This window comes from Comamonas brasiliensis (assembly GCF_018292285.1).
Lineage (GTDB): Bacteria > Pseudomonadota > Gammaproteobacteria > Burkholderiales > Burkholderiaceae_C > Comamonas > Comamonas brasiliensis.
In genome coordinates, this window is the sequence record NZ_JAANES010000002.1 from 665,452 (window position 1) to 683,615 (window position 18,164).

Consider the following 18,164-nt stretch of genomic DNA (forward strand, 5'->3'; position numbering starts at 1 on the left):
AATTTTCATGAATACAAGAACCAGCGGCGACGTGATCCTGGATATCAAGAACATCAGCCTGCGCTTCGGCGGCGTCAAGGCATTGACCGACATCTCGTTCAATGTCAAAGAGCACGAGATCCGCTCCATCATCGGCCCCAACGGCGCCGGCAAGAGCTCCATGCTCAACTGCATCAACGGCGTCTACACGCCGTCCGAAGGCTCCATCACCTTTCGCGGCCAGACCTTCAGCCACATGAACAGCCGCCAGGTGGCCGAGATGGGTGTCGCACGCACCTTCCAGAACCTGGCGCTGTTCAAGGGCATGAGCGTGATCGACAACATCATGACCGGCCGCAACCTCAAGATCAGGAGCAACATCCTCATGCAGGCACTGCGCATCGGCCCTGCACAACGCGAGGAAATGCAGCACCGCGAGTTCGTCGAGCACATCATCGACTTCCTCGAGATCCAGGCCTATCGCAAGACTCCCGTGGGCCAGCTGCCCTACGGCCTGCAAAAGCGCGTTGACCTGGGCCGGGCCCTGGCCATGGAGCCGCAGGTGCTGCTGCTGGACGAGCCCATGGCCGGCATGAACGTGGAAGAGAAGCAGGACATGTGCCGCTTCATCCTCGATGTGAACGAAGAGTTCGGCACCACCATCGTGCTCATCGAACACGATATGGGCGTGGTCATGGACATCTCAGACCGTGTCGTGGTGCTGGACTACGGCAAGAAAATCGGCGACGGCGCTCCCGATGAAGTACGCAACAACGAAGACGTGATCCGCGCCTACCTGGGCGCTGGCCACTGAAGGAGCAGTCATGGGATTTTTCTTAGAGACATTGTTCGGCGGCCTCATGGTGGGCACGCTGTACGCACTGATCGCCATCGGTTTCGTGCTGATCTTCAAGGCCTCGGGCGTCTTCAACTTTGCGCAAGGCGCCATGGTGCTGTTTTCGGCCCTGGCCATGGCGCGCTTCTCGCAATGGATTCCCGGCTGGCTGGGCATGGAGCCCGGTCTCGTCGGCAACCTGCTGGCCATCGTCGTCACTCTGACCCTGATGGTGGGCGTGGCCTGGGTGATCGAGCGGCTGGCCCTGCGCCATCTGGTCAATCAGGAGCCCATCACCTTGCTGATGGCCACGCTGGGCATTGCCTATCTGCTCGACGGCCTGGGCCCCATGGTCTTTGGCAGCGAGGTCTACAAGATTGACGTCGGCATGCCCAAGGACCCCGTCTTCATCATGGACAGCCTGTTTCAGGGCGGTGTGATGATCAGCCTGGAAGACCTGTATGCGGCCTGCATCGCCGCCATTCTGGTGATCTGCCTGAGCATCTTCTTTCAGAAAACCAAGACCGGGCGCGCCCTGCGTGCCGTGGCCGACGACCACCAGGCCGCGCAGTCCATCGGCATTCCGCTGTCGCGTATCTGGGTCATCGTCTGGTCGGTGGCCGGCGGCGTGGCTCTGGTCGTCGGCATCATCTGGGGCAGCAAGCTGGGCGTTCAGTATTCGCTGTCGCTGGTGGCCCTGAAGGCTTTGCCCGTGGTGATTCTGGGCGGCCTGACCTCGCTGCCCGGCGCCATCATCGGCGGCCTGATCATCGGCGTGGGCGAGAAACTCTCCGAGGTCTATATCGGCCCCATGGTGGGCGGCGGCATCGAGACCTGGTTTGCCTATGGTCTGGCCCTCTGCTTCCTGCTGGTACGGCCCCAGGGTCTGTTCGGCGACAAAATCATTGACCGCGTTTAAGGCCGGAGGACTGACAGATGTTTTATCGTGAAAACGGCCAGTTCAAGACCAGCTATGTGGCAGACCAGCAGATCTTCGGCGTCGCCCAGGACCGCTGGGTCATCTTGCTGATCCTGGCCTTTGCCTTCCTGGCCATCCCCTTCATTGCCAGCGACTACACCTTCCAGGCGATTCTGATTCCCTTTGTCATCATGTCGCTGGCGGCGCTGGGTCTCAACATCCTCGTCGGTTACTGCGGCCAGATCTCACTGGGAACGGCCGCCTTCATGGCCGTGGGAGCCTATGCGGCCTACAACCTCCAGGCTCGCATCGAAGGCATGCCCTTGCTGGTGGCGCTGATCGGCGGCGGCCTGGTGGCCATGGTGTTCGGCGTGGTGTTCGGCCTGCCCAGCCTGCGCATTCGCGGCCTGTATCTGGCCGTGGCCACGCTGGCCGCCCAGTTCTTTGTGGACTGGCTGGCGACCCGTGCGGCCTGGGTGACGAACAACTCCTCGTCCGGCTCCGTCAGCGCCAAGCCGCTGGCCATTCTGGGCTGGGCCATCGACACGCCCATGGAGAAATACCTACTCTGCCTGGCAATCCTGTGCCTGCTCGGCCTGGCCGCCAAGAATCTGGTGCGCAGCTCGGTAGGACGTGAATGGATGGCCATGCGCGACATGGACGTGGCGGCTGCCGTGATCGGCATCCGCCCCACCTACGCCAAGCTCTCGGCCTTTGCCGTGAGCAGCTTCATCGTCGGCGTGGCCGGTGCGCTCTGGGGCTTTGTCCACCTGGGTGCCTGGGAACCCGCTGCCTTCAGCCTGGATCGTTCGCTGCAGCTGTTGTTCATGATCATCATCGGCGGCCTGGGCTCTGTGGTGGGCAGCATCTTCGGCGCCGCCTTCTTCGTGCTGCTGCCGCTGCTGCTCAACCAGGTGCCCCACTGGCTGGGGCTGCCACTGTCAACGGCCACGGCAACCTATCTTGAGCACATGATTTTTGGTGCGCTCATCGTGTTCTTCCTGATTGTGGAACCCCACGGATTGGCCAAGCTCTGGGCCACGGCCCGTCAGAAGCTGCGTGTCTGGCCGTTCCCGCATTGAGCATGAAGCATCTGCTGAAACGCTGCGAGTCGGCACCTTTGTTCGATGCCGCGCAGCGAGTCATGCAGGTTCATGGACCGTTGAGCTACCTCAGTATTCTTTTCTTCAAGACACCGCAGAGTGCCTGCAACCGGGACAGCGTCCCATACAACCCAAGGAGACAGTCGATGATGTTCAAGAAAGTTGCGATTGCTGCCGCTGCTGTTGCTGCAGGCATGGGAGCCTTGATGGCTTCTCCGGCCGCTCAGGCTCAGGAGCAGTTTGTGCCCCTGCTGGTGTATCGCACAGGCCAGTTCGCGCCCCTGGGCATTCCATGGGCAGACGGCAAGCAGGATTACCTCAAGCTGGTCAACGCCAAGGGCGGCATCAACGGCGTGAAGATCAAGTTCGAGGAATGCGAAACCGCCTACGACACGGCCAAGGGCGTGGAATGCTACGAGCGCCTGAAGAACAAGGACGGCGGTGCCTCAGGCTTTGACACCCAGTCCACCGGCATCACCTTTGCCGTGACCGACAAGGCCCCTGGGGACAAGGTGCCGGTGGTCACTCCGGGCTACGGCCTGTCCCAGTCCGTGGACGGCAAGGTCTTCGAGTGGAACTTCCCGCTGCTGGGCAACTACTGGACCGCCGCGGACTCCATCGTGCAGGACATCCTGAAGAAGGAAAAAGGCAGCCTCAAGGGCAAGAAGATTGCCCTCGTCTATCACGACTCGCCTTACGGCAAGGAGCCGATTCCGCTGCTGGAAAAGCGCGCTGCCAAGGAAGGTTTCGAGCTGATCAAGCTGCCCGTGACCGCCCCCGGTGTGGAACAGAAATCCACCTGGCTGCAGATTCGCCAGAACCGTCCCGACTATGTGCTGCTGTGGTCGGCCGGCGTGATGACACCCACGGCCGTGCGTGAAGCACAGGCCACAGGCTACCCCCGCGAGAAGATGTATGCCGTGTGGTGGGGCGGCTCCGACCATGACGTCAAGGACATCGGTGCCGGCGCCAAGGGCTACAACACGGTGACCATCCACAACACGGCCGAAAGCGACAAGGTGCATGGCGACATCAAGTCCATGCTCTACGACAAGGGTCAGGGCACGGCCAAGGACGCCAAGGAGCTGGGTCAGCTGGCACATACCCGCGGCATGGTGATCTCCATGCTGCAGGTCGAAGCCATCCGCACCGCACAGGAGAAGTTCGGCAAGGGCAAGGTCATGACACCCGAGCAGGTGCGCTGGGGCTTGGAGAACCTGAACATGACGCAGGAACGCCTGAACGAGCTGGGCTTCGGCAAGATCATCCGCCCCTTCAAGACCAGCTGCGAAAACCACCTGGGCGCCGACTGGGCGCGTATTGCCACCTGGGACGGCGCCAAGTTCAAGGTGACTTCCGACTGGTACCAGGCCGACAAGTCCATGGTCGATCCGCTCTACAAGGAGTTCGCGGACAAGTACGCCAAGGAAAAGAACGTCAAGGTAAGGACCTGCACTCCCTGAGTGCGCTTCGCGCCGTCCCCCTCACTGGCGCCTAGCGCCTGAGGGGGCGACATCCCCGCTGCGAGGCAAGCGGCCGGCATCGGCCCTGCCTGATGTCTCTGACCAAGGCTCGCCTCGCCGCAACCGGATTAAAAATCAGCCTCAATCGCTTACCTACAAAGCGCTTACAGCTATCTATTTTGAGTTACCAGGTGACCGCATGACCGATAACGCGCACACAGTTTCCACTTCCCCGCAGGCCACGCCCCTGGTGGAAGTCAATGGCATCGAGGTCATCTACAACCATGTGATCCTGGTGCTCAAGGGCGTCTCTCTGCAAGTGCCGCACCAGAGCATCGTGGCCCTGCTGGGCGGCAACGGCGCGGGCAAGACCACCACGCTGCGCGCCATCTCCAATCTGCTCAAGGGTGAACGCGGTGAAGTCACCAAGGGCGGCATCACTCTGGAGGGCGAGCAGATCGCCAACCTCTCGCCGGCCGAACTCGTCAAGCGCGGAGTGGTCCAGGTCATGGAAGGGCGCCACTGCTTTGCCCACCTGACAATCGAGGAGAACCTGCTCACCGGCAGCTACACGCGCACCGACAAGGGCGAGATTGCCGCCAATCTCGAGAAGGTCTACAACTACTTCCCGCGCCTCAAGACCCGGCGCACCAGCCAGGCCGCCTACACCTCGGGCGGCGAACAGCAGATGTGCGCCATCGGCCGCGCGCTGATGAGCAACCCGCGCATGGTGCTGCTCGACGAGCCCTCCATGGGCCTGGCCCCGCAGATCGTGGATGAGGTATTCCACATCGTCAAAGACCTCAACAGCAAGGAAAAAGTCACCTTCCTGCTGGCCGAGCAGAACACCAACATGGCGCTCAAGTACGCCGACTACGGCTACATCATGGAGAGCGGACGCATCGTCATGGACGGCTCCGCCAAGGATCTGGCCAGCAACGAGGACGTCAAGGAGTTCTACCTGGGCGTGGGCGGCGGCGAACGCAAGAGCTTCAAGGACGTGAAAAGCTACAAGCGCCGCAAGCGCTGGCTGGCCTGAAAACTCCCCCTGAGCGGTTTCGCCGCTTCCTCAGAGGGGACGGCAACCTCGCCGCGAGGCGGCGGGGCCGCCAAGGCTCTTGCTCGTTGCCTCTTTCATGGATTTCGCCAGTTTCAAAGGCTACACCCTTACCGCTTGAATTTTCCCTACAGGATTTGCCATGAGTGACTTCTACGACTCCCTGGAAATACGCAGCCCTGATGAGCGCGAAGCGACATTGATGGCTGCATTGCCCGCGCAGATCGCCCATGCCCAGCAGCGCTCGGCTGCGTTTGCCGAGATCCTCAAGGGCGTGGATGCGACAAGCATCACGAACCGCAGCGCACTGGCCCAGCTGCCCGTCACCCGCAAGAGCGAACTGCTGGAACGCCAGGCTGCGCAGCGACCGCGCCAGATCTTCGGAGGCTTCAATGCCATTGGCCTGGGCCACGACATGCCCAGACTGTTTGCAAGCCCCGGCCCCATCTACGAACCCGAAAGCCGTCGCACCGATTACTGGCGCATGGCCCGCTCAATGTACGCGGCAGGCTTCCGATCGGGCGAGCTGGTGCACAACTGCTTCAGCTATCACTTTGTGCCCGCAGGCTCGATGATGGAAACCGGAGCCCAGGCCCTGGGCTGCACGGTGTTTGCGGGCGGCACGGGCCAGACCGAGCAGCAGGTGCAGGCCATGGCCGATCTGCGACCAGCCGCCTATGTGGGCACGCCCAGCTTTCTGAAAATCATTGTGGAAAAAGCCCAGGAGATGGGGGTGAAGCTGCCCAGCCTGACCAAGGCCATGGTCAGCGGCGAAGCCTTCCCGCCCTCGCTCAGCCAATGGATGCGCGAACATGGCATCGATGCCTACCAGAGCTATGGCACCGCTGATCTGGGCCTGATTGCCTATGAAACCAGCGCCCGCGAAGGCCTGGTGCTAGACGAAGGCGTGATCGTGGAGATCGTGCGTCCTGGCACCGGCGACCCCGTGGCCGAAGGCGAGGTGGGCGAGCTGGTCATCACCACGCTCAACCCCGACTATCCGCTGATCCGCTTCGGCACGGGCGACCTCTCGGCCTATCTGCCGGGAACCTGCCCTACGGGCCGCACCAATGCCCGCATCAAGGGCTGGATGGGCCGCGCCGACCAGACCACCAAGGTACGCGGCATGTTCGTGCATGCCAAACAGGTGGCCGAGGTCGTCAAGCGCTTCCCGCAGATCGCCAGGGCCAGACTGGTGGTGACCGGCGAGATGGCCAACGACCAGATGCAGCTGCTCGTGGAAACCACGGAGACCTCTCCGGGCTTTGCCTTGCAGGTGATCGATGCCTTGCGCGAGGTCACCAAGCTGCGCGGCGAGGTACAGATGGTGGCCCCCGGCAGCCTGCCCAACGACGGCAAGGTGATCGAGGACGCACGCTCCTACCAATGAAGCTCCGCAGAGCGGCTGACAGCCGGCTCTGCGGCCGTCAGGCTTTTGCGCGACGGCTACGGCTTGATGCCAAACTCCGCCGCAGCTGTCGCCAATTCGCGACACCTCACCGGCTTGCTTTAGCGCAAATGCAATGTGATCCCCAGCTCCATCAAGGGATAACACTTAGAAAATAACAAAAACCCCACAGATTAGCGCTCCCTAGAATCCGGCTTTACGTCACGACAAGCCAACCGTCCTGGTCTGCTTGCACATTATTTTTAGGGAGACACTGTGAAAACTATTTTCAAGATCGCCACCATCGCTCTGGCCGCCACCGCCGCCATCAGCAGCCATGCCGACAGCTACCCAGCAGCTGGCAAGACGATCACGATCATCGTGCCTTTCACGGCAGGCGGCCCCACCGACAAGGTGGCACGCGACCTCGCCGAATCCATGCGCAAGCAGCTGAACAACGCCACCATCGTGATCGACAACGCCGACGGTGCCGGCAGCACGATTGGCACGGCCAAGGCCGCACGTGCACGCAATGACGGCTACACGCTGCTACTGACACATATCGGCATGTCCACCATCCCGACGCTGTACCGCAAGCTGTCCTTCAACGTGCTCAACGACTTTGAGTACGCCGGCATCATCAATGATGTGCCCATGACACTGATCGGCCGCCCCACCCTGCCCGCCAAGAACTTCGCCGAAGTCAAGGACTGGGTCAGCAAGAACCAGGGCAAGGTGAATCTGGCCAACGCCGGCGTGGGCTCCGCCTCGCACCTGTGCGGCCTGATGTTCCAGGCATCGCTGCAGCAGGATATGACGCCTGTGCCCTACAAGGGTGCGGCTCCTGCGATTGCCGATCTGATGGGCAACCAGGTGGACCTGCTGTGCGACCAGACCACCAACACCACTTCGCAGATTGCCGCCAAGAAGGTTCAGGCCTATGCCGTGACCACGGCCAAGCCGCTGACCACGCCTGCACTCAAGGACCTGCCTACGCTGCAGTCCCTGGGCCTGAAGGACTTCAACGTGACCATCTGGCACGGTCTGTACGCACCCAAGGGCACGCCTGCCGATGTGGTGCAGAAGATCAACGAAGCCATGAAGGCTTCGCTCAAGGACCCCGAGTTCATCAAGCGCCAGGAAGCCCTGGGTGCCGTGATTGCCACGGATGACCGCACCAACCCTGCCGGCCACAAGAAGTTTGTGGAATCCGAAATCGCCAAGTGGGGCAAGGTCATCAAGGCCGCCGGCATCTACGCCGACTGATAGGGCGCAAGCTCGTCAAAAAAGCCTGCATCTGCAGGCTTTTTTTGTTGGGGCGGCCAGAAGGTGGCGGGACTTACCAGGTCACTTCCTTGCCATCGGCCGCGCTGCGCCTGAGCATGTCGACAAAAGGCACGATGCGCTGGCCCAGGGCCACGCTGTCCTGACTCGCAGGCGCCGCATCCTCGTCCTGCGCATCGTCTTCCGGCTGCTTGCGCCTGGCGGCCTCTTCGGCAGAAGCAGCCTCCAGCGCAGCAATGGCGGCCGGAATCTGCTCCACGGTGATGATGCCGTGCACCTCGTCGGGCGACTTGCCGATGATTTCCAGCAGCTTGCGTCCGTTGGCGTCCAGCATGATGAGGTCTGCCGTGGCACGCGATTTGAATTTGTAGGGCATGAGCGGTTCCTTCAACGGTAGATGTATTCGCGGTTAAAAGGATAGCCGCTCTGCGCACCGGTCATCGCGCCGCTGCGCAGATCGCCATCGGGTTTGCAGCACAGCATCTGATGCAGCGCAATCCAGCCATGCTCGAAGCCCATGGCCGACCCCGCCAGATAGAGGCGGTAGGCACGCAGCGCCTTGACGGCTTTCTCCTCGTCATACTGGGCCTGCAACAGGGCCTGTGCCTCACCCAGCCGGGCCTCCAGCGCATCCGACCAGGCCCAGAGCGTGCGCGCATAGTGCGGGCGCAGGTTCTCGGTGTCCACCATCTCCAGCCCGCTGGCAGCCAGGTCATGCAGCACGCGGCTGACATGCATGAGCTCGCCACCGGGAAAGATGTAGCGGTTGATGAACTCGCCCATGCCGGCGCCCAGCTCCACATTGCTGACCCCGCCCGCCGTGATGCCGTGGACCAATGCCAGTCCGCCGGGCCTGAGCATGGAGTAAATGGTGTCGAAGTATTCCTGCAGATTGGCGCTGCCCACATGTTCGAACATGCCGACCGAGCCGATCTTGTCGAACGGCTCCACATCACCCATCTGCCGGTAATCGCGCAACTCGACCTGAACCTTGCCCTGCAGACCCTTCTCGGCAATCAGGCGCTGCACATGATCGAACTGGTTGCGCGACAGCGTGATGCCATGGGCCTGAACATCGTAATGCTCTGCCGCCCAGAAGATCAGCCCACCCCATCCGGAGCCGATGTCCCAGAAGCGCTCGCCAGGCTGGAGCTTGAGCTTTTTGCAGATGTGATCGAGCTTGGCCTCCTGCGCCTGGGCCAGACTCATGCCCTGCTCCTTGTAGTAGGCACAGGAATAGACGCGGCGCGGATCCAGCCACAGCGCATAGAAGTCGTCGGAGAGGTCGTAGTGAAACTGAATCTGCTCGGCATCGCGCGTCAGCGTGTGCATGGCCAGTGACCTGGCCTTGGAAACCGTCTGCCCCAGCCATGAGGGCGCGTGGCTGATCGGATCGCCGCGCAGCAGCCCGGCCGCAGCAGCCATGATGTCGCGGGAGCTGCCCTTGACCTCCACCCACCCCTCGACGATGGCCGAGCCGATCGAGCCGATCTGGCCGTCCAGCAGCGCCGCCAGGGCCTTGGGGGAGCGAAAAATGAGCTGCACCGCACTGTGTTCAGACCCGATGCGCTCGCCCGATGGAAGTTCTACCGATGCCGTCACAGGAAGTCTTGCTAGCAGCGGCTCCAATGTGCTCAACAGGTTTTTCATGAAAACCATTGTTCACATCGACTATGGCAGGGTCAAGACGGGAAACTTCTCCAACCCCCGAACGGCCCTGGGTCTGACAGGACCTCAGTTGCTGGCCTGCATCAGCTTTTCGTAGGCTTTGAGAGTGCCAGGGGCCACGGACTGCAGCACCTGCTCATAGGCCGTCTTGTGCCGCGCCAGCAAGCGCATGGAGGCAACGGTGCGGCTGCGGCAGAACCAGTGGCAAGTGTGTTGCATCAGCATCAGCTCGGCCGTCATGGTGAAGGCACGGCGCTTGCGCTCTTCCTCGTCGGCCGCATCACCCACGCGGGCAGCCGCCAGCGCCTGGGCATGCAGCTTCATGGCCTCGCGCACATCCATGGTGGCCGATGGCAGAACGCGGGTCATATAGGGCAGCGCCAGCGGCAGGGTGCTGGCGCGTGTCTGCTCGGCCGGCAAGGTGGCGAATTCTTCCGCAAAGCGCTGAAACTGGCTCACCAGGCTGCTCTCGGTATTGGCCAGCACGGGCCAGATCTGTTCACGTCGCTGGGCATCCTTCTCGCCGATGACACGCAGATACCCTTCCATCAGGTTGGCCATGAGCTTCTCGATCTGAAAGCGTGCCAGGTGCTGGGCCAGAAGCTGGGTGTGCTGGCGCTGCTCCTGCTTCTTGAGCACGTAGAGCACGGTGGTGACAATGATGGCGAGCGTTAGAAAATCCATGAAGCGAAACCAGACAGGCGGACAAGCGCAATGAGAAAAAGGATGAGTGTAGTCAGCCTGAGGGCTTTGCTGGGAATTAGCGTCGCAATTGCAGGCCTGACGGGTTGCAGCAGCGCCGGCTATTACTGGCAGGGCTTCAAGGGCCAGATGCAGATTCTTCAGGCCGCGCGGCCCGTCGAAGACTGGCTGAGCGAGGACAGTACCTCTGCGGCGCTGCGTCAGCGCCTGCAGACCGCACAGCAGATGCGCCGCTTTGCCAGCCAGGAGCTGGCCCTGCCCGACAACGCCAGCTACACCCGCTATGCCCAGCTGCAACGTCCGTTTGCAGTCTGGAACGTCGTGGCAGCCCCGGCCTACAGCCTGGAGATGCACCAGTGGTGCTTTCCCATCACCGGCTGCATTGCCTACCGAGGCTATTTCAGCAAGGAAGGCGCGCAGGCAGAAGCGCTGAGGCTTCAGGCCCAAGGGCTGGAGACCAGCGTCTATGGCGTGCCGGCCTACTCAACGCTTGGCTATCTGAACTGGCTGGGCGGCGACCCCCTGCTCAGCACCTTCACCTCCTGGCAGGAAGGCGACTTCGCCGGTCTGCTGTTCCATGAGCTGGCCCACCAGCTGCTGTATGTGAAGAACGACACGGCCTTCAACGAGTCCTTTGCCACCACGGTGGAACGCATGGCCACGCCTTTATGGCTGCAGGGCCATGCCAGCGCCGCCACACAACAACGCTGGCAGCAAGGCCTGCAGCGACGCAAGCACTGGCAGCAGCTGACACGCGAGGCCCGCCAACGCCTGCAACAGGTCTACAAGACGGAAGGCACCCAGCCGGTTGATGCACAATCGCTGCCCGCCATCAAAAGCAAGGTCTTTGAAGAATTTCGCAGCACTTATGCACAGCTCAGAGCGCAATGGATCGCCACTGACGAGCCCCTGCTGACCAGCCCAGCCCTGCGCGAGCAGTATGAGCGGCGCCTGGCCCAGACCGATGAATGGGTGGCGCAGGCCAATAACGCCAGCTTCGGCGCCCTGGCTGCCTACGATGACTGGGTCCCCGCCATGACCAGCTGGTGGCTGCAGCTGCGCGGCGATGGCCCGGCCACCCGAGAAACCTGGCGCAGCTTCTATGCGCAGATGCGCGATCTGTCGGTCCTGCCCGCTGAAGAGCGCAAGCAGCGGCTATGCGCCCAATGGGGAGAAACGGCGAAAACAGCGGCTCAGTGCCAATAAACACTTCAGACTGACATAAAACAATTATTTACAAGGGTTAACCATGTAGGAGGCTTCAGCGCTTTTTAAGAAAGTCCCGCCAGACTTATCCGATACCTTTTTTTTTGCCGTCTGCCGTGGCTACCCAAGACTCTGTTTCTGCACCCTTTTTCAAGGGGCTTTTTCAACCTCGCACCCCTCAGTTCATCGCTCTGGCATTGGCCGTATGGCTGACGCTGACCGCCAACTGGGCACTGTGGCTGCGCCTGCCCTCTCTGGATGGCTATCAAGGCAGCCTGCTCATGCTGGCCATGCGGGTTGCGCCGCTGGTGCTGGGCGCCAGCCTGTTGCTGACCTCCTTGTTCGCCTGGCCCCGCTTTACCAAGCCGTTCTGGGTTGCACTGCTCCTGGTGGCGGCCAGTTCCCAGTACTTCATGGTCAGCTACGGCACCGTGATGGACAAGGGCATGATCCACAACATTCTGCAGACCGATGCCCGCGAAAGCTCGGACCTTTTCAGCATCAAGCTGCTGGCCGACGTGCTGATCATCGCCGTCCTGCCTGCCATCTGGCTGTGGAAAACCCCGCTCAAACGCGCCAGCAGCGCCTGGCGCAATATGCTGCGCACCGCCTTGCTGCTGCTGAGCGGCATCGCCCTGATAGCCGCCTCCCTGGCCGTGTCCTACCGCGATCTGGCCCCGGTGGTACGCAACAATCTTTGGCTGCGCTACATGATCAACCCGATCAACCCCGTGCTGTCCGCAGCCTCTGTGGCACTGGATCCCCTGATCAACAAGCCCCGGCCTTTTGTCAGCATCACGGGCGGCGCTGCCCTGGGTGCCAGCTATGCGGCGGCCCAGAAACCGCCGCTGCTGGTGCTGGTAGTGGGCGAGACGGCGCGCGCCAAGAACTTCAGCCTCAACGGCTATGAGCGGGACACCAACCCCGAGCTGGCCAAGCGCGATGTGCTGAGCTGGCGCAACGCCCGCTCCTGCGGCACCAGCACCCGCGAATCGGTGCCCTGCATGTTCTCCAACCTGGGCCGAGAAGGCTTTTACGCCTCCAAGGTCGAGCATGACAACCTTCTCGACGTGCTGCAGGCCGCCGGACTGGCCGTGCTTTGGGTGGACAACCAGGCCGGCTGCAAAGGCGTGTGCAAGCGCATCCCCATGGCAGATACCGCCGACAGTGTGAACACGCCTGCCGGCAAGGCCCTGTGCGCCCAGGATGGCGAGTGTCTGGATGCCCTGCTGCTCGCCGGCCTGGACGAGCGCATCGCCAAACTGGACCCCGCGCGCCGCGCCAAGGGTCTGGTTCTGGTCATGCACCAGATGGGCAGTCATGGCCCCGAGTACTTCAAGCGCTCCACCCCAGACCTCAAGGCCTTCAAACCCGAATGCGCTACCAATGCCCTGTCCAGCTGCCCACAGCAAAACGTGGTCAATGTCTACGACAACTCCATTCGCTACACGGACCATTTCCTGGCCCAGACCATAGACTGGCTCAAGACTCAGCAAAGCCAGTTTGAAACCGGCATGTTCTACATGTCCGACCACGGCGAGTCGCTGGGCGAACTCGGTGTCTATCTGCATGGCATGCCCTATGCCATGGCACCCGATGATCAGAAACATGTACCCATGATTGCCTGGCTGGGAACGCTGGGTGCTCGTACCGGCCTGAATCAGAACTGCCTGAGCAAGACACTGGATCAGCCCCTCTCGCATGACAACCTGTTCCATACGGTCATGGGACTGATGGATGTCACCTCGCCGACCTACAAACAGCCGCTGGATGCATTTGCCAGCTGCCGCAAGGCCAGCTAGGCATTGACTGCGCAGCACAAAACAAAGGCCTGCCGGATGGACAATCCGGCAGGCCTTCTTCGTTTTCAGGTGCTGCGCTGGCAGCGATCAGCAGCAGCGCATCACTCGCCCTGAGAACCGCGGCGCGCCCAGCCCGTGGTGTGCTTCTCCAGCAGATTGAACAGCTCGTACATCACCATGGCCATGGCCCCCACCACGATCAGCCCCGCAAAGGCCAGGCCCATCTGCATGGAAGAGCCGGCGGAGACCAGCAGATATCCGATACCCTCGTTGGCAGCCGTCATCTCGCTGACTGTCGTGCCCACAAAGGCCAGCGTGATCGCGACCTTGAGCGAGCCGTAGAAATACGGCAGGGAACGCGGCAGGCCGACCTTGATCAGCACGTCCCAGCGCTTGGCTCCCAGCACGCGCAGCACATCCTCCAGTTCGGGCTCCAGCGTGGCCAGACCCGTGGCGATATTGACCATGATGGGGAAGAAGCTGATCAGAAAGGCCGTGAGAATGGCCGGGCCTGCGCCGATGCCGAACCAGACCACCAGAATCGGCACGAATGCGGCCTTGGGCAGAGCATTGAATGCCGTCATCAGCGGATAGAACGCCGCATAGGCCAGGCGCGAGGAGCCGATCAAAAACCCCAGCAGCACGCCCACCACGATCGCCAGCGCAAAGCCCGCCATCGTCACCCAATAGGTGCGCCAGGCATGCATGGCAATCGTGCCCGCAAACTCATAGAGCTGATGGCCTATGGCCCAGGGGCTGGGGAAGATGAATTCCGAGACGCCGAAGCCCGAGCAGATGATCTGCCAGAGCAGGACGATCAGCAGCAACAGCAGCCAGGGAGCCCAGCGCTCGGCGGTTTTTCTATGTTTCATGATGCGCCTTATTGAGGAATGGCTGCAGCAGTGTCGGCGCCGCTTTTGCGCAGGGCGCCAATATGGCCGCGCAGCTCGTAGACGATGTCCGAGAACTCGGGGGTGTAAGTGACCTCCAGGTCGCGCGGGCGCGGCAGGTCGATGTCGCGGCGCACCACGAAGCGGCCCGGGCTTTTGCTCATCACATAGACGGTATCGGCCAGGAACACGCTCTCGCGCAGATCATGCGTGACCAGGATCACATTGAACTTCTGCTCGGCCTGCAGGTCACGCAGAATGCACCACAGCTCTTCGCGCGTGAAGGCGTCGAGCGCGCCAAAGGGCTCGTCGAGCAGCAGCATCTGCGGCTCGTGAATCAGGGCGCGGCAGATGCTGGCGCGCTGCTGCATGCCGCCTGAGAGCTGCCAGGGGTATTTGCGTTCATAGCCCGCGAGTCCGACCTTGCGCAGCAGCTCTATGGCACGCGCCTCGTATTCCTTGCGCTTTTGCTTGAATTGCGAGCGGTGCGGCTCCACGATCTCCAGCGGCAGCAGCACATTGTCCAGCGTGGTGCGCCAGGGCAGCAGCGAAGAGGACTGGAACGCCATGCCCGAGATCTTGAGCGGCCCTGTCACGCGCTGGCCATCGACCGTGATGCGCCCCATGGACGGCATCTTCAGGCCCGTGGTGAGCTTCATGAAAGTGGACTTGCCGCAGCCCGAAGGGCCGACGATGGCGATGAACTCGCCGCGCTGCACCGTGAGGTCGATGGCCTCCACCGCAAAGTGGTTGGCCTGCAGCAGCTCTTCGTTATAGGCCAGCCAGACGTCTTTGAATTCGACAAATGGCCGGGCAGCTTCTGTATCTGATGACTTCATAAAAACAGGCTGTAGCGCCTGTCACACAAGCGCATCCAGCTATCAATCAATGAGCAATTACTTTTTGGGAAAAACGTCGAGTTCCGCTACGGGCGGCAGGAAACGGCCGTTCCAGAGCGTCTCCGGGTTCACGCGTGTCTTGGTCGCATAGACGTCCGAGATCTGGGAAGCCATCAGCGCCATGCGTGTGGGGCTGACCTGGCCAAAGCCCTCGCCGCGCGCATCGGCGGTGTTGATCACGGTATCGATCGCGAGTTGCAGACGGCGGGTTTCGAGCGCCGTGTTAACGATGCCGTCGCGCTCCTTCACATAGGCAATGGCGGCACCGGGGTTGGCCATGACTTCCTTGGCGCCCTTGCTGAAGGCCTTGAGGAAGGCACGCACGGCTTCGGGGTTCTCGCGCACCAGCTTGGCGCTGGCGATGATGGCGTTGCCATAGAGCTTGACGCCGTTGTCGGCAAACGGCATGACCGCCACATCGGCCGCCTTCACGCCACGCGCCTCCAGGTTCAGCAGCGAAGTAAAGGTAAAGCCCGTGATGGCATCGATATCGCCGCGCACCAGCATGGTCTCGCGCAGCGGCGGATCCATGGTGGTCCATTGCACATCGCCGACCTTGTTGGCCTTGGCAAACAACGGAAAGCCGCGTCGGCCTGCATCAAAGACCGGCGCTCCCAGCTTCTTGCCTGTCAGGTCCGCCGGCTTGGCAATGGCGCTCTTCTTGAGGGCCATGACCGAGGCCGGCGTGTTGTTGTAGACCATCATCACGGCCACGGGCTTGTCTTTGACATCGGGGTTGTTGGCATGAAACTCCATGAGTGCGGCCAAATCGGCAAAGCCCATGTCGTAGGAGCCCGATGCCACGCGCTGGATGGCGCCGCCCGAGCCGCTGCCGGCATCCACCGTCACATTCAGACCCGCAGCCTGAAAATAGCCCTTGGCGGCGGGCTGCAGAAACAGCGCAGCAGGTCCTTCGAAACGCCAGTCCAGCTGGAATTTGATGGGCGTTGCGGCAAAGGCTGCCGTGGCGCTGGCAAAGCTGCCCAGGGCCAGAACGGATTGCAGGAACAGGCGCTTGGTTTGCATGGTGGCTTCCCTCTCTCTATGTCAATGAATTGCGGTTGAACGAGTGCCGGGGCTCAGACCTTCCAGGCGCCCTGGTGCGAACTGCTGGCCTCTTCGATCAAGGCCGGCCCGATGCATTCGATGTCGTGCGAAGCGGCCTGAAACACATCGCGGCAGGACAGCTCGGCATCCTTCTGATCGAGCCGCTCGCCACGGAACACGCGCAGCCGCTCGGCATCGATGCCATAGACCACCCTGCCGATGGCGGACCAGAAGATCGCGCCGGCACACATCACGCAGGGCTCGGCAGACGAGTACAGCGTGGCGACGGCCAGCGCATCTCGTGAATGCAAGGGGCTGGCCAGGCGGATGGCGGACAGCTCGGCATGGGCCGTGCAATCGCCGCTTTCGCCGTTGGCATTGCTGGCCCGGGCCAGCACGCGCCCGTCGGCGGCCACGATCAGCGCGCCGAAAGGCCGGTTGCCGCGCTCGCGCGCCGTATCGGCAAGCGCAATCGCTTCGCGCAAATAGCGGCCATCGGCGTCATTCAAGGCCTGGGCTTGAGGCAATGACATGGTTGGCTCCTCCTTCAGGCCTTGAGCATGCGCGCCGACCTGGCGGGCAGCATGCTGCTATTGAACAGTGCGTCGGCAGATGGCGTGGTCTTGAGCGCAAAGGTCTGCACCACGCTGTCCAGCTGCTGCTCCATCAAACGCTTGCTGAAGTCGCCCAGTCCATGGCCTTTCGTGTCTGCCGCTGCCACATACTGTGCGGTGATGGACCAGCGCTCCAGCTCCAGCTTCTCATCGAGAATCGGCTCGCGCTGGCGCACGGCGGCAATGCCTGCTGCGGGGTTGGCAAGGCATTCCACAATCGCACGGTTGGTGGCGCGCAGGAAAGCGGCCACGACCTGCGGCTTCTCGGCAATCAACTGGCTGGACGCCAGGATCGCATTGCCATACAGATGAACGCCGGCATCGCTGTAGCGCAGTATGGAAAGCTCCTCGGGCTTGAGACGCGCAAACAGCGATACCGCCGAGTCATGGAAATAGGTGGCGGCATCCACATCGCCACGCACCATGACGTTGTCGCGTGCCGAGAACTCCGTTGTCGACCAGGCAAACAGATCGGCGGGCAGGTTCTTGCGCCGCGCCACCATGGGCCAGGCACGGCGCGTGGACTCCACCGCCGCTGCGGCCACCTTCTTGCCCTTGAGACTTCCAAAGTCCGAAGTGATGCCCCGGTCCTTGCGTCCGATGATCACAAAGGGGGCGCGGTTGTAGTACTGATAGACGGCCTGCACACGAGGCGTGCCGGCGTTCTGCGCATTGAACTCGATCAGCGAACTGATATCGCCCAGTCCCAGTTGGTAGGCGCCGCTGGCAATGCGGGTGATGGAGGCCACCGAGCCCGACCCCACATCCAGGCTCACATCCAGCCCCTCATCGCGGTAGTAGCCATTTTGCTGCGCCAGAAAGAAAGGAGCCGTCTGGCCGTTGACACGGAAATCCAGCGTGAATTTCAGAGGCGTCAGCGACTTGCCCTGGGCATGAACCCAGGGCGCACCGCAAAGAGGCAGGGCAGCAAGAAAATGGCGACGTTGCATGGGGGAACTCTCAGGTCTCTGGCGACAGGAATGCCGGCGGCGGCAGCCACTGGCAGGACTTGAGCAATTTCCTGGCACTGCATACGGATGCAGGCTGAACGCTTCTACTCGTTCAACCTTCTAGCAATAGGCGTGCCTGCTTTTGATTTCCACTTGTCGGGTATCAACAAGGTGCACGCCCGAGCAGCGCATGCATGGATTCATGCACGGCAGTGCACCAGTTTGAAGCCATGCACCAAAACCAAGAGCGCCTGTGCCCTGGTAAATGGCTGGCACGCTGTTTGCTGCACTCAAATCAAGAGTAGAAGCGTTCAGCACGGTGCTTCTGACCATCGCCGGTCAGCAGCTTCGCGGGTCAT

The 18,164-nt window shown here is 61.8% G+C and carries 17 protein-coding genes; 9 read left to right on the forward strand and 8 right to left on the reverse strand.

Translation table 11 applies throughout. The annotated features are described in order from the left end of the window. Positions 1–7 precede the first annotated feature (7 nt). The 7 genes from DJFAAGMI_RS11450 (at position 8) to DJFAAGMI_RS11480 (ending at position 8,009) form a co-directional block, all read left to right on the forward strand. The gene (locus DJFAAGMI_RS11450; RefSeq protein ID WP_003073630.1) at positions 8–793 is read left to right on the forward strand and encodes an ABC transporter ATP-binding protein; all 786 of its coding nucleotides are present in this window, start codon (positions 8–10) and stop codon (positions 791–793) included. Positions 794–803: 10 nt separating this feature from the next. Beyond that, positions 804–1,733, forward strand: coding sequence for a branched-chain amino acid ABC transporter permease (locus DJFAAGMI_RS11455; RefSeq protein WP_211457235.1), 930 nt, complete (start codon positions 804–806; stop codon positions 1,731–1,733). A 17-nt stretch (positions 1,734–1,750) separates the two neighbouring features. Next, positions 1,751–2,815, forward strand: coding sequence for a branched-chain amino acid ABC transporter permease (locus DJFAAGMI_RS11460; RefSeq protein WP_211457236.1), 1,065 nt, complete (start codon positions 1,751–1,753; stop codon positions 2,813–2,815). Positions 2,816–2,982: 167 nt separating this feature from the next. After that, positions 2,983–4,299 (forward strand): ABC transporter substrate-binding protein, encoded by a 1,317-nt coding sequence (locus tag DJFAAGMI_RS11465; protein WP_211457237.1) that lies wholly within the window; start codon positions 2,983–2,985, stop codon positions 4,297–4,299. Between the two features lie 199 nt (positions 4,300–4,498). Next, positions 4,499–5,338: an ABC transporter ATP-binding protein gene (locus DJFAAGMI_RS11470; RefSeq protein WP_003050780.1), complete on the forward strand. Its 840-nt coding sequence runs from the start codon at positions 4,499–4,501 to the stop codon at positions 5,336–5,338. A 160-nt stretch (positions 5,339–5,498) separates the two neighbouring features. Continuing rightward, on the forward strand, positions 5,499–6,746 hold the full coding sequence (locus DJFAAGMI_RS11475) for a phenylacetate--CoA ligase family protein (protein WP_211457238.1): 1,248 nt from the start codon (positions 5,499–5,501) through the stop codon (positions 6,744–6,746). A gap of 273 nt (positions 6,747–7,019) precedes the next feature. Next, a complete protein-coding gene (locus tag DJFAAGMI_RS11480; RefSeq protein WP_003073641.1) occupies positions 7,020–8,009 on the forward strand; it encodes a tripartite tricarboxylate transporter substrate-binding protein in 990 nt (329 codons plus the stop codon). Positions 8,010–8,082: 73 nt separating this feature from the next. Here DJFAAGMI_RS11480 and DJFAAGMI_RS11485 read toward each other — a convergent pair whose 3' ends face one another. From DJFAAGMI_RS11485 to DJFAAGMI_RS11495, 3 genes are all read right to left on the reverse strand, one after another. Next, positions 8,083–8,403 (reverse strand): DUF1840 domain-containing protein, encoded by a 321-nt coding sequence (locus tag DJFAAGMI_RS11485; protein WP_211457239.1) that lies wholly within the window; start codon positions 8,401–8,403, stop codon positions 8,083–8,085. A gap of 11 nt (positions 8,404–8,414) precedes the next feature. Further along, positions 8,415–9,686: an SAM-dependent methyltransferase gene (locus DJFAAGMI_RS11490; protein WP_211457240.1), complete on the reverse strand. Its 1,272-nt coding sequence runs from the start codon at positions 9,684–9,686 to the stop codon at positions 8,415–8,417. A 75-nt stretch (positions 9,687–9,761) separates the two neighbouring features. Continuing rightward, entirely contained in the window at positions 9,762–10,379 is a 618-nt protein-coding gene (locus DJFAAGMI_RS11495) for a hypothetical protein (protein ID WP_043004021.1), read from the reverse strand. A 42-nt stretch (positions 10,380–10,421) separates the two neighbouring features. Between DJFAAGMI_RS11495 and DJFAAGMI_RS11500 the strand changes: the two genes are divergently transcribed. Continuing rightward, entirely contained in the window at positions 10,422–11,603 is a 1,182-nt protein-coding gene (locus DJFAAGMI_RS11500; protein WP_211457241.1) for an aminopeptidase, read from the forward strand. 104 nt (positions 11,604–11,707) lie between these two features. Continuing rightward, positions 11,708–13,405, forward strand: a complete 1,698-nt coding sequence (locus DJFAAGMI_RS11505) for a phosphoethanolamine transferase (protein WP_211457242.1) — start codon at positions 11,708–11,710, stop codon at positions 13,403–13,405. A 101-nt stretch (positions 13,406–13,506) separates the two neighbouring features. On the opposite strand, the gene DJFAAGMI_RS11510 is transcribed toward DJFAAGMI_RS11505, so the two are convergent. The 5 genes from DJFAAGMI_RS11510 to DJFAAGMI_RS11530 are packed head-to-tail and all read right to left on the reverse strand — an operon-like array spanning position 13,507 to position 17,805. Further along, positions 13,507–14,277 (reverse strand): ABC transporter permease, encoded by a 771-nt coding sequence (locus DJFAAGMI_RS11510; RefSeq protein ID WP_003050766.1) that lies wholly within the window; start codon positions 14,275–14,277, stop codon positions 13,507–13,509. 8 nt (positions 14,278–14,285) lie between these two features. Then, positions 14,286–15,134: an ABC transporter ATP-binding protein gene (locus DJFAAGMI_RS11515; RefSeq protein ID WP_211457243.1), complete on the reverse strand. Its 849-nt coding sequence runs from the start codon at positions 15,132–15,134 to the stop codon at positions 14,286–14,288. 57 nt (positions 15,135–15,191) lie between these two features. Then, positions 15,192–16,220 (reverse strand): ABC transporter substrate-binding protein, encoded by a 1,029-nt coding sequence (locus tag DJFAAGMI_RS11520; protein WP_211457244.1) that lies wholly within the window; start codon positions 16,218–16,220, stop codon positions 15,192–15,194. Positions 16,221–16,273: 53 nt separating this feature from the next. After that, a complete protein-coding gene (locus tag DJFAAGMI_RS11525; protein ID WP_211457245.1) occupies positions 16,274–16,774 on the reverse strand; it encodes a nucleoside deaminase in 501 nt (166 codons plus the stop codon). Positions 16,775–16,788: 14 nt separating this feature from the next. After that, positions 16,789–17,805: an ABC transporter substrate-binding protein gene (locus tag DJFAAGMI_RS11530; protein WP_211457246.1), complete on the reverse strand. Its 1,017-nt coding sequence runs from the start codon at positions 17,803–17,805 to the stop codon at positions 16,789–16,791. Between the last annotated feature and the right edge of the window lie 359 nt (positions 17,806–18,164).

Excerpts from the sequence above, each read along its gene's own strand:
- DJFAAGMI_RS11515 (WP_211457243.1), bottom strand. The coding sequence starts at position 15,134 with ATGAAGTCATCAGATACAGAAGCTGCCCGGCCATTTGTCGAATTCAAA.
- DJFAAGMI_RS11470 (WP_003050780.1), top strand. The coding sequence starts at position 4,499 with ATGACCGATAACGCGCACACAGTTTCCACTTCCCCGCAGGCCACGCCC.
- DJFAAGMI_RS11530 (WP_211457246.1), bottom strand. The coding sequence starts at position 17,805 with ATGCAACGTCGCCATTTTCTTGCTGCCCTGCCTCTTTGCGGTGCGCCC.
- DJFAAGMI_RS11460 (WP_211457236.1), top strand. The coding sequence starts at position 1,751 with ATGTTTTATCGTGAAAACGGCCAGTTCAAGACCAGCTATGTGGCAGAC.
- DJFAAGMI_RS11475 (WP_211457238.1), top strand. The coding sequence starts at position 5,499 with ATGAGTGACTTCTACGACTCCCTGGAAATACGCAGCCCTGATGAGCGC.
- DJFAAGMI_RS11465 (WP_211457237.1), top strand. The coding sequence starts at position 2,983 with ATGATGTTCAAGAAAGTTGCGATTGCTGCCGCTGCTGTTGCTGCAGGC.
- DJFAAGMI_RS11510 (WP_003050766.1), bottom strand. The coding sequence starts at position 14,277 with ATGAAACATAGAAAAACCGCCGAGCGCTGGGCTCCCTGGCTGCTGTTG.
- DJFAAGMI_RS11500 (WP_211457241.1), top strand. The coding sequence starts at position 10,422 with ATGAGTGTAGTCAGCCTGAGGGCTTTGCTGGGAATTAGCGTCGCAATT.
- DJFAAGMI_RS11490 (WP_211457240.1), bottom strand. The coding sequence starts at position 9,686 with ATGGTTTTCATGAAAAACCTGTTGAGCACATTGGAGCCGCTGCTAGCA.
- DJFAAGMI_RS11450 (WP_003073630.1), top strand. The coding sequence starts at position 8 with ATGAATACAAGAACCAGCGGCGACGTGATCCTGGATATCAAGAACATC.
- DJFAAGMI_RS11485 (WP_211457239.1), bottom strand. The coding sequence starts at position 8,403 with ATGCCCTACAAATTCAAATCGCGTGCCACGGCAGACCTCATCATGCTG.
- DJFAAGMI_RS11520 (WP_211457244.1), bottom strand. The coding sequence starts at position 16,220 with ATGCAAACCAAGCGCCTGTTCCTGCAATCCGTTCTGGCCCTGGGCAGC.
- DJFAAGMI_RS11525 (WP_211457245.1), bottom strand. The coding sequence starts at position 16,774 with ATGTCATTGCCTCAAGCCCAGGCCTTGAATGACGCCGATGGCCGCTAT.
- DJFAAGMI_RS11455 (WP_211457235.1), top strand. The coding sequence starts at position 804 with ATGGGATTTTTCTTAGAGACATTGTTCGGCGGCCTCATGGTGGGCACG.
- DJFAAGMI_RS11495 (WP_043004021.1), bottom strand. The coding sequence starts at position 10,379 with ATGGATTTTCTAACGCTCGCCATCATTGTCACCACCGTGCTCTACGTG.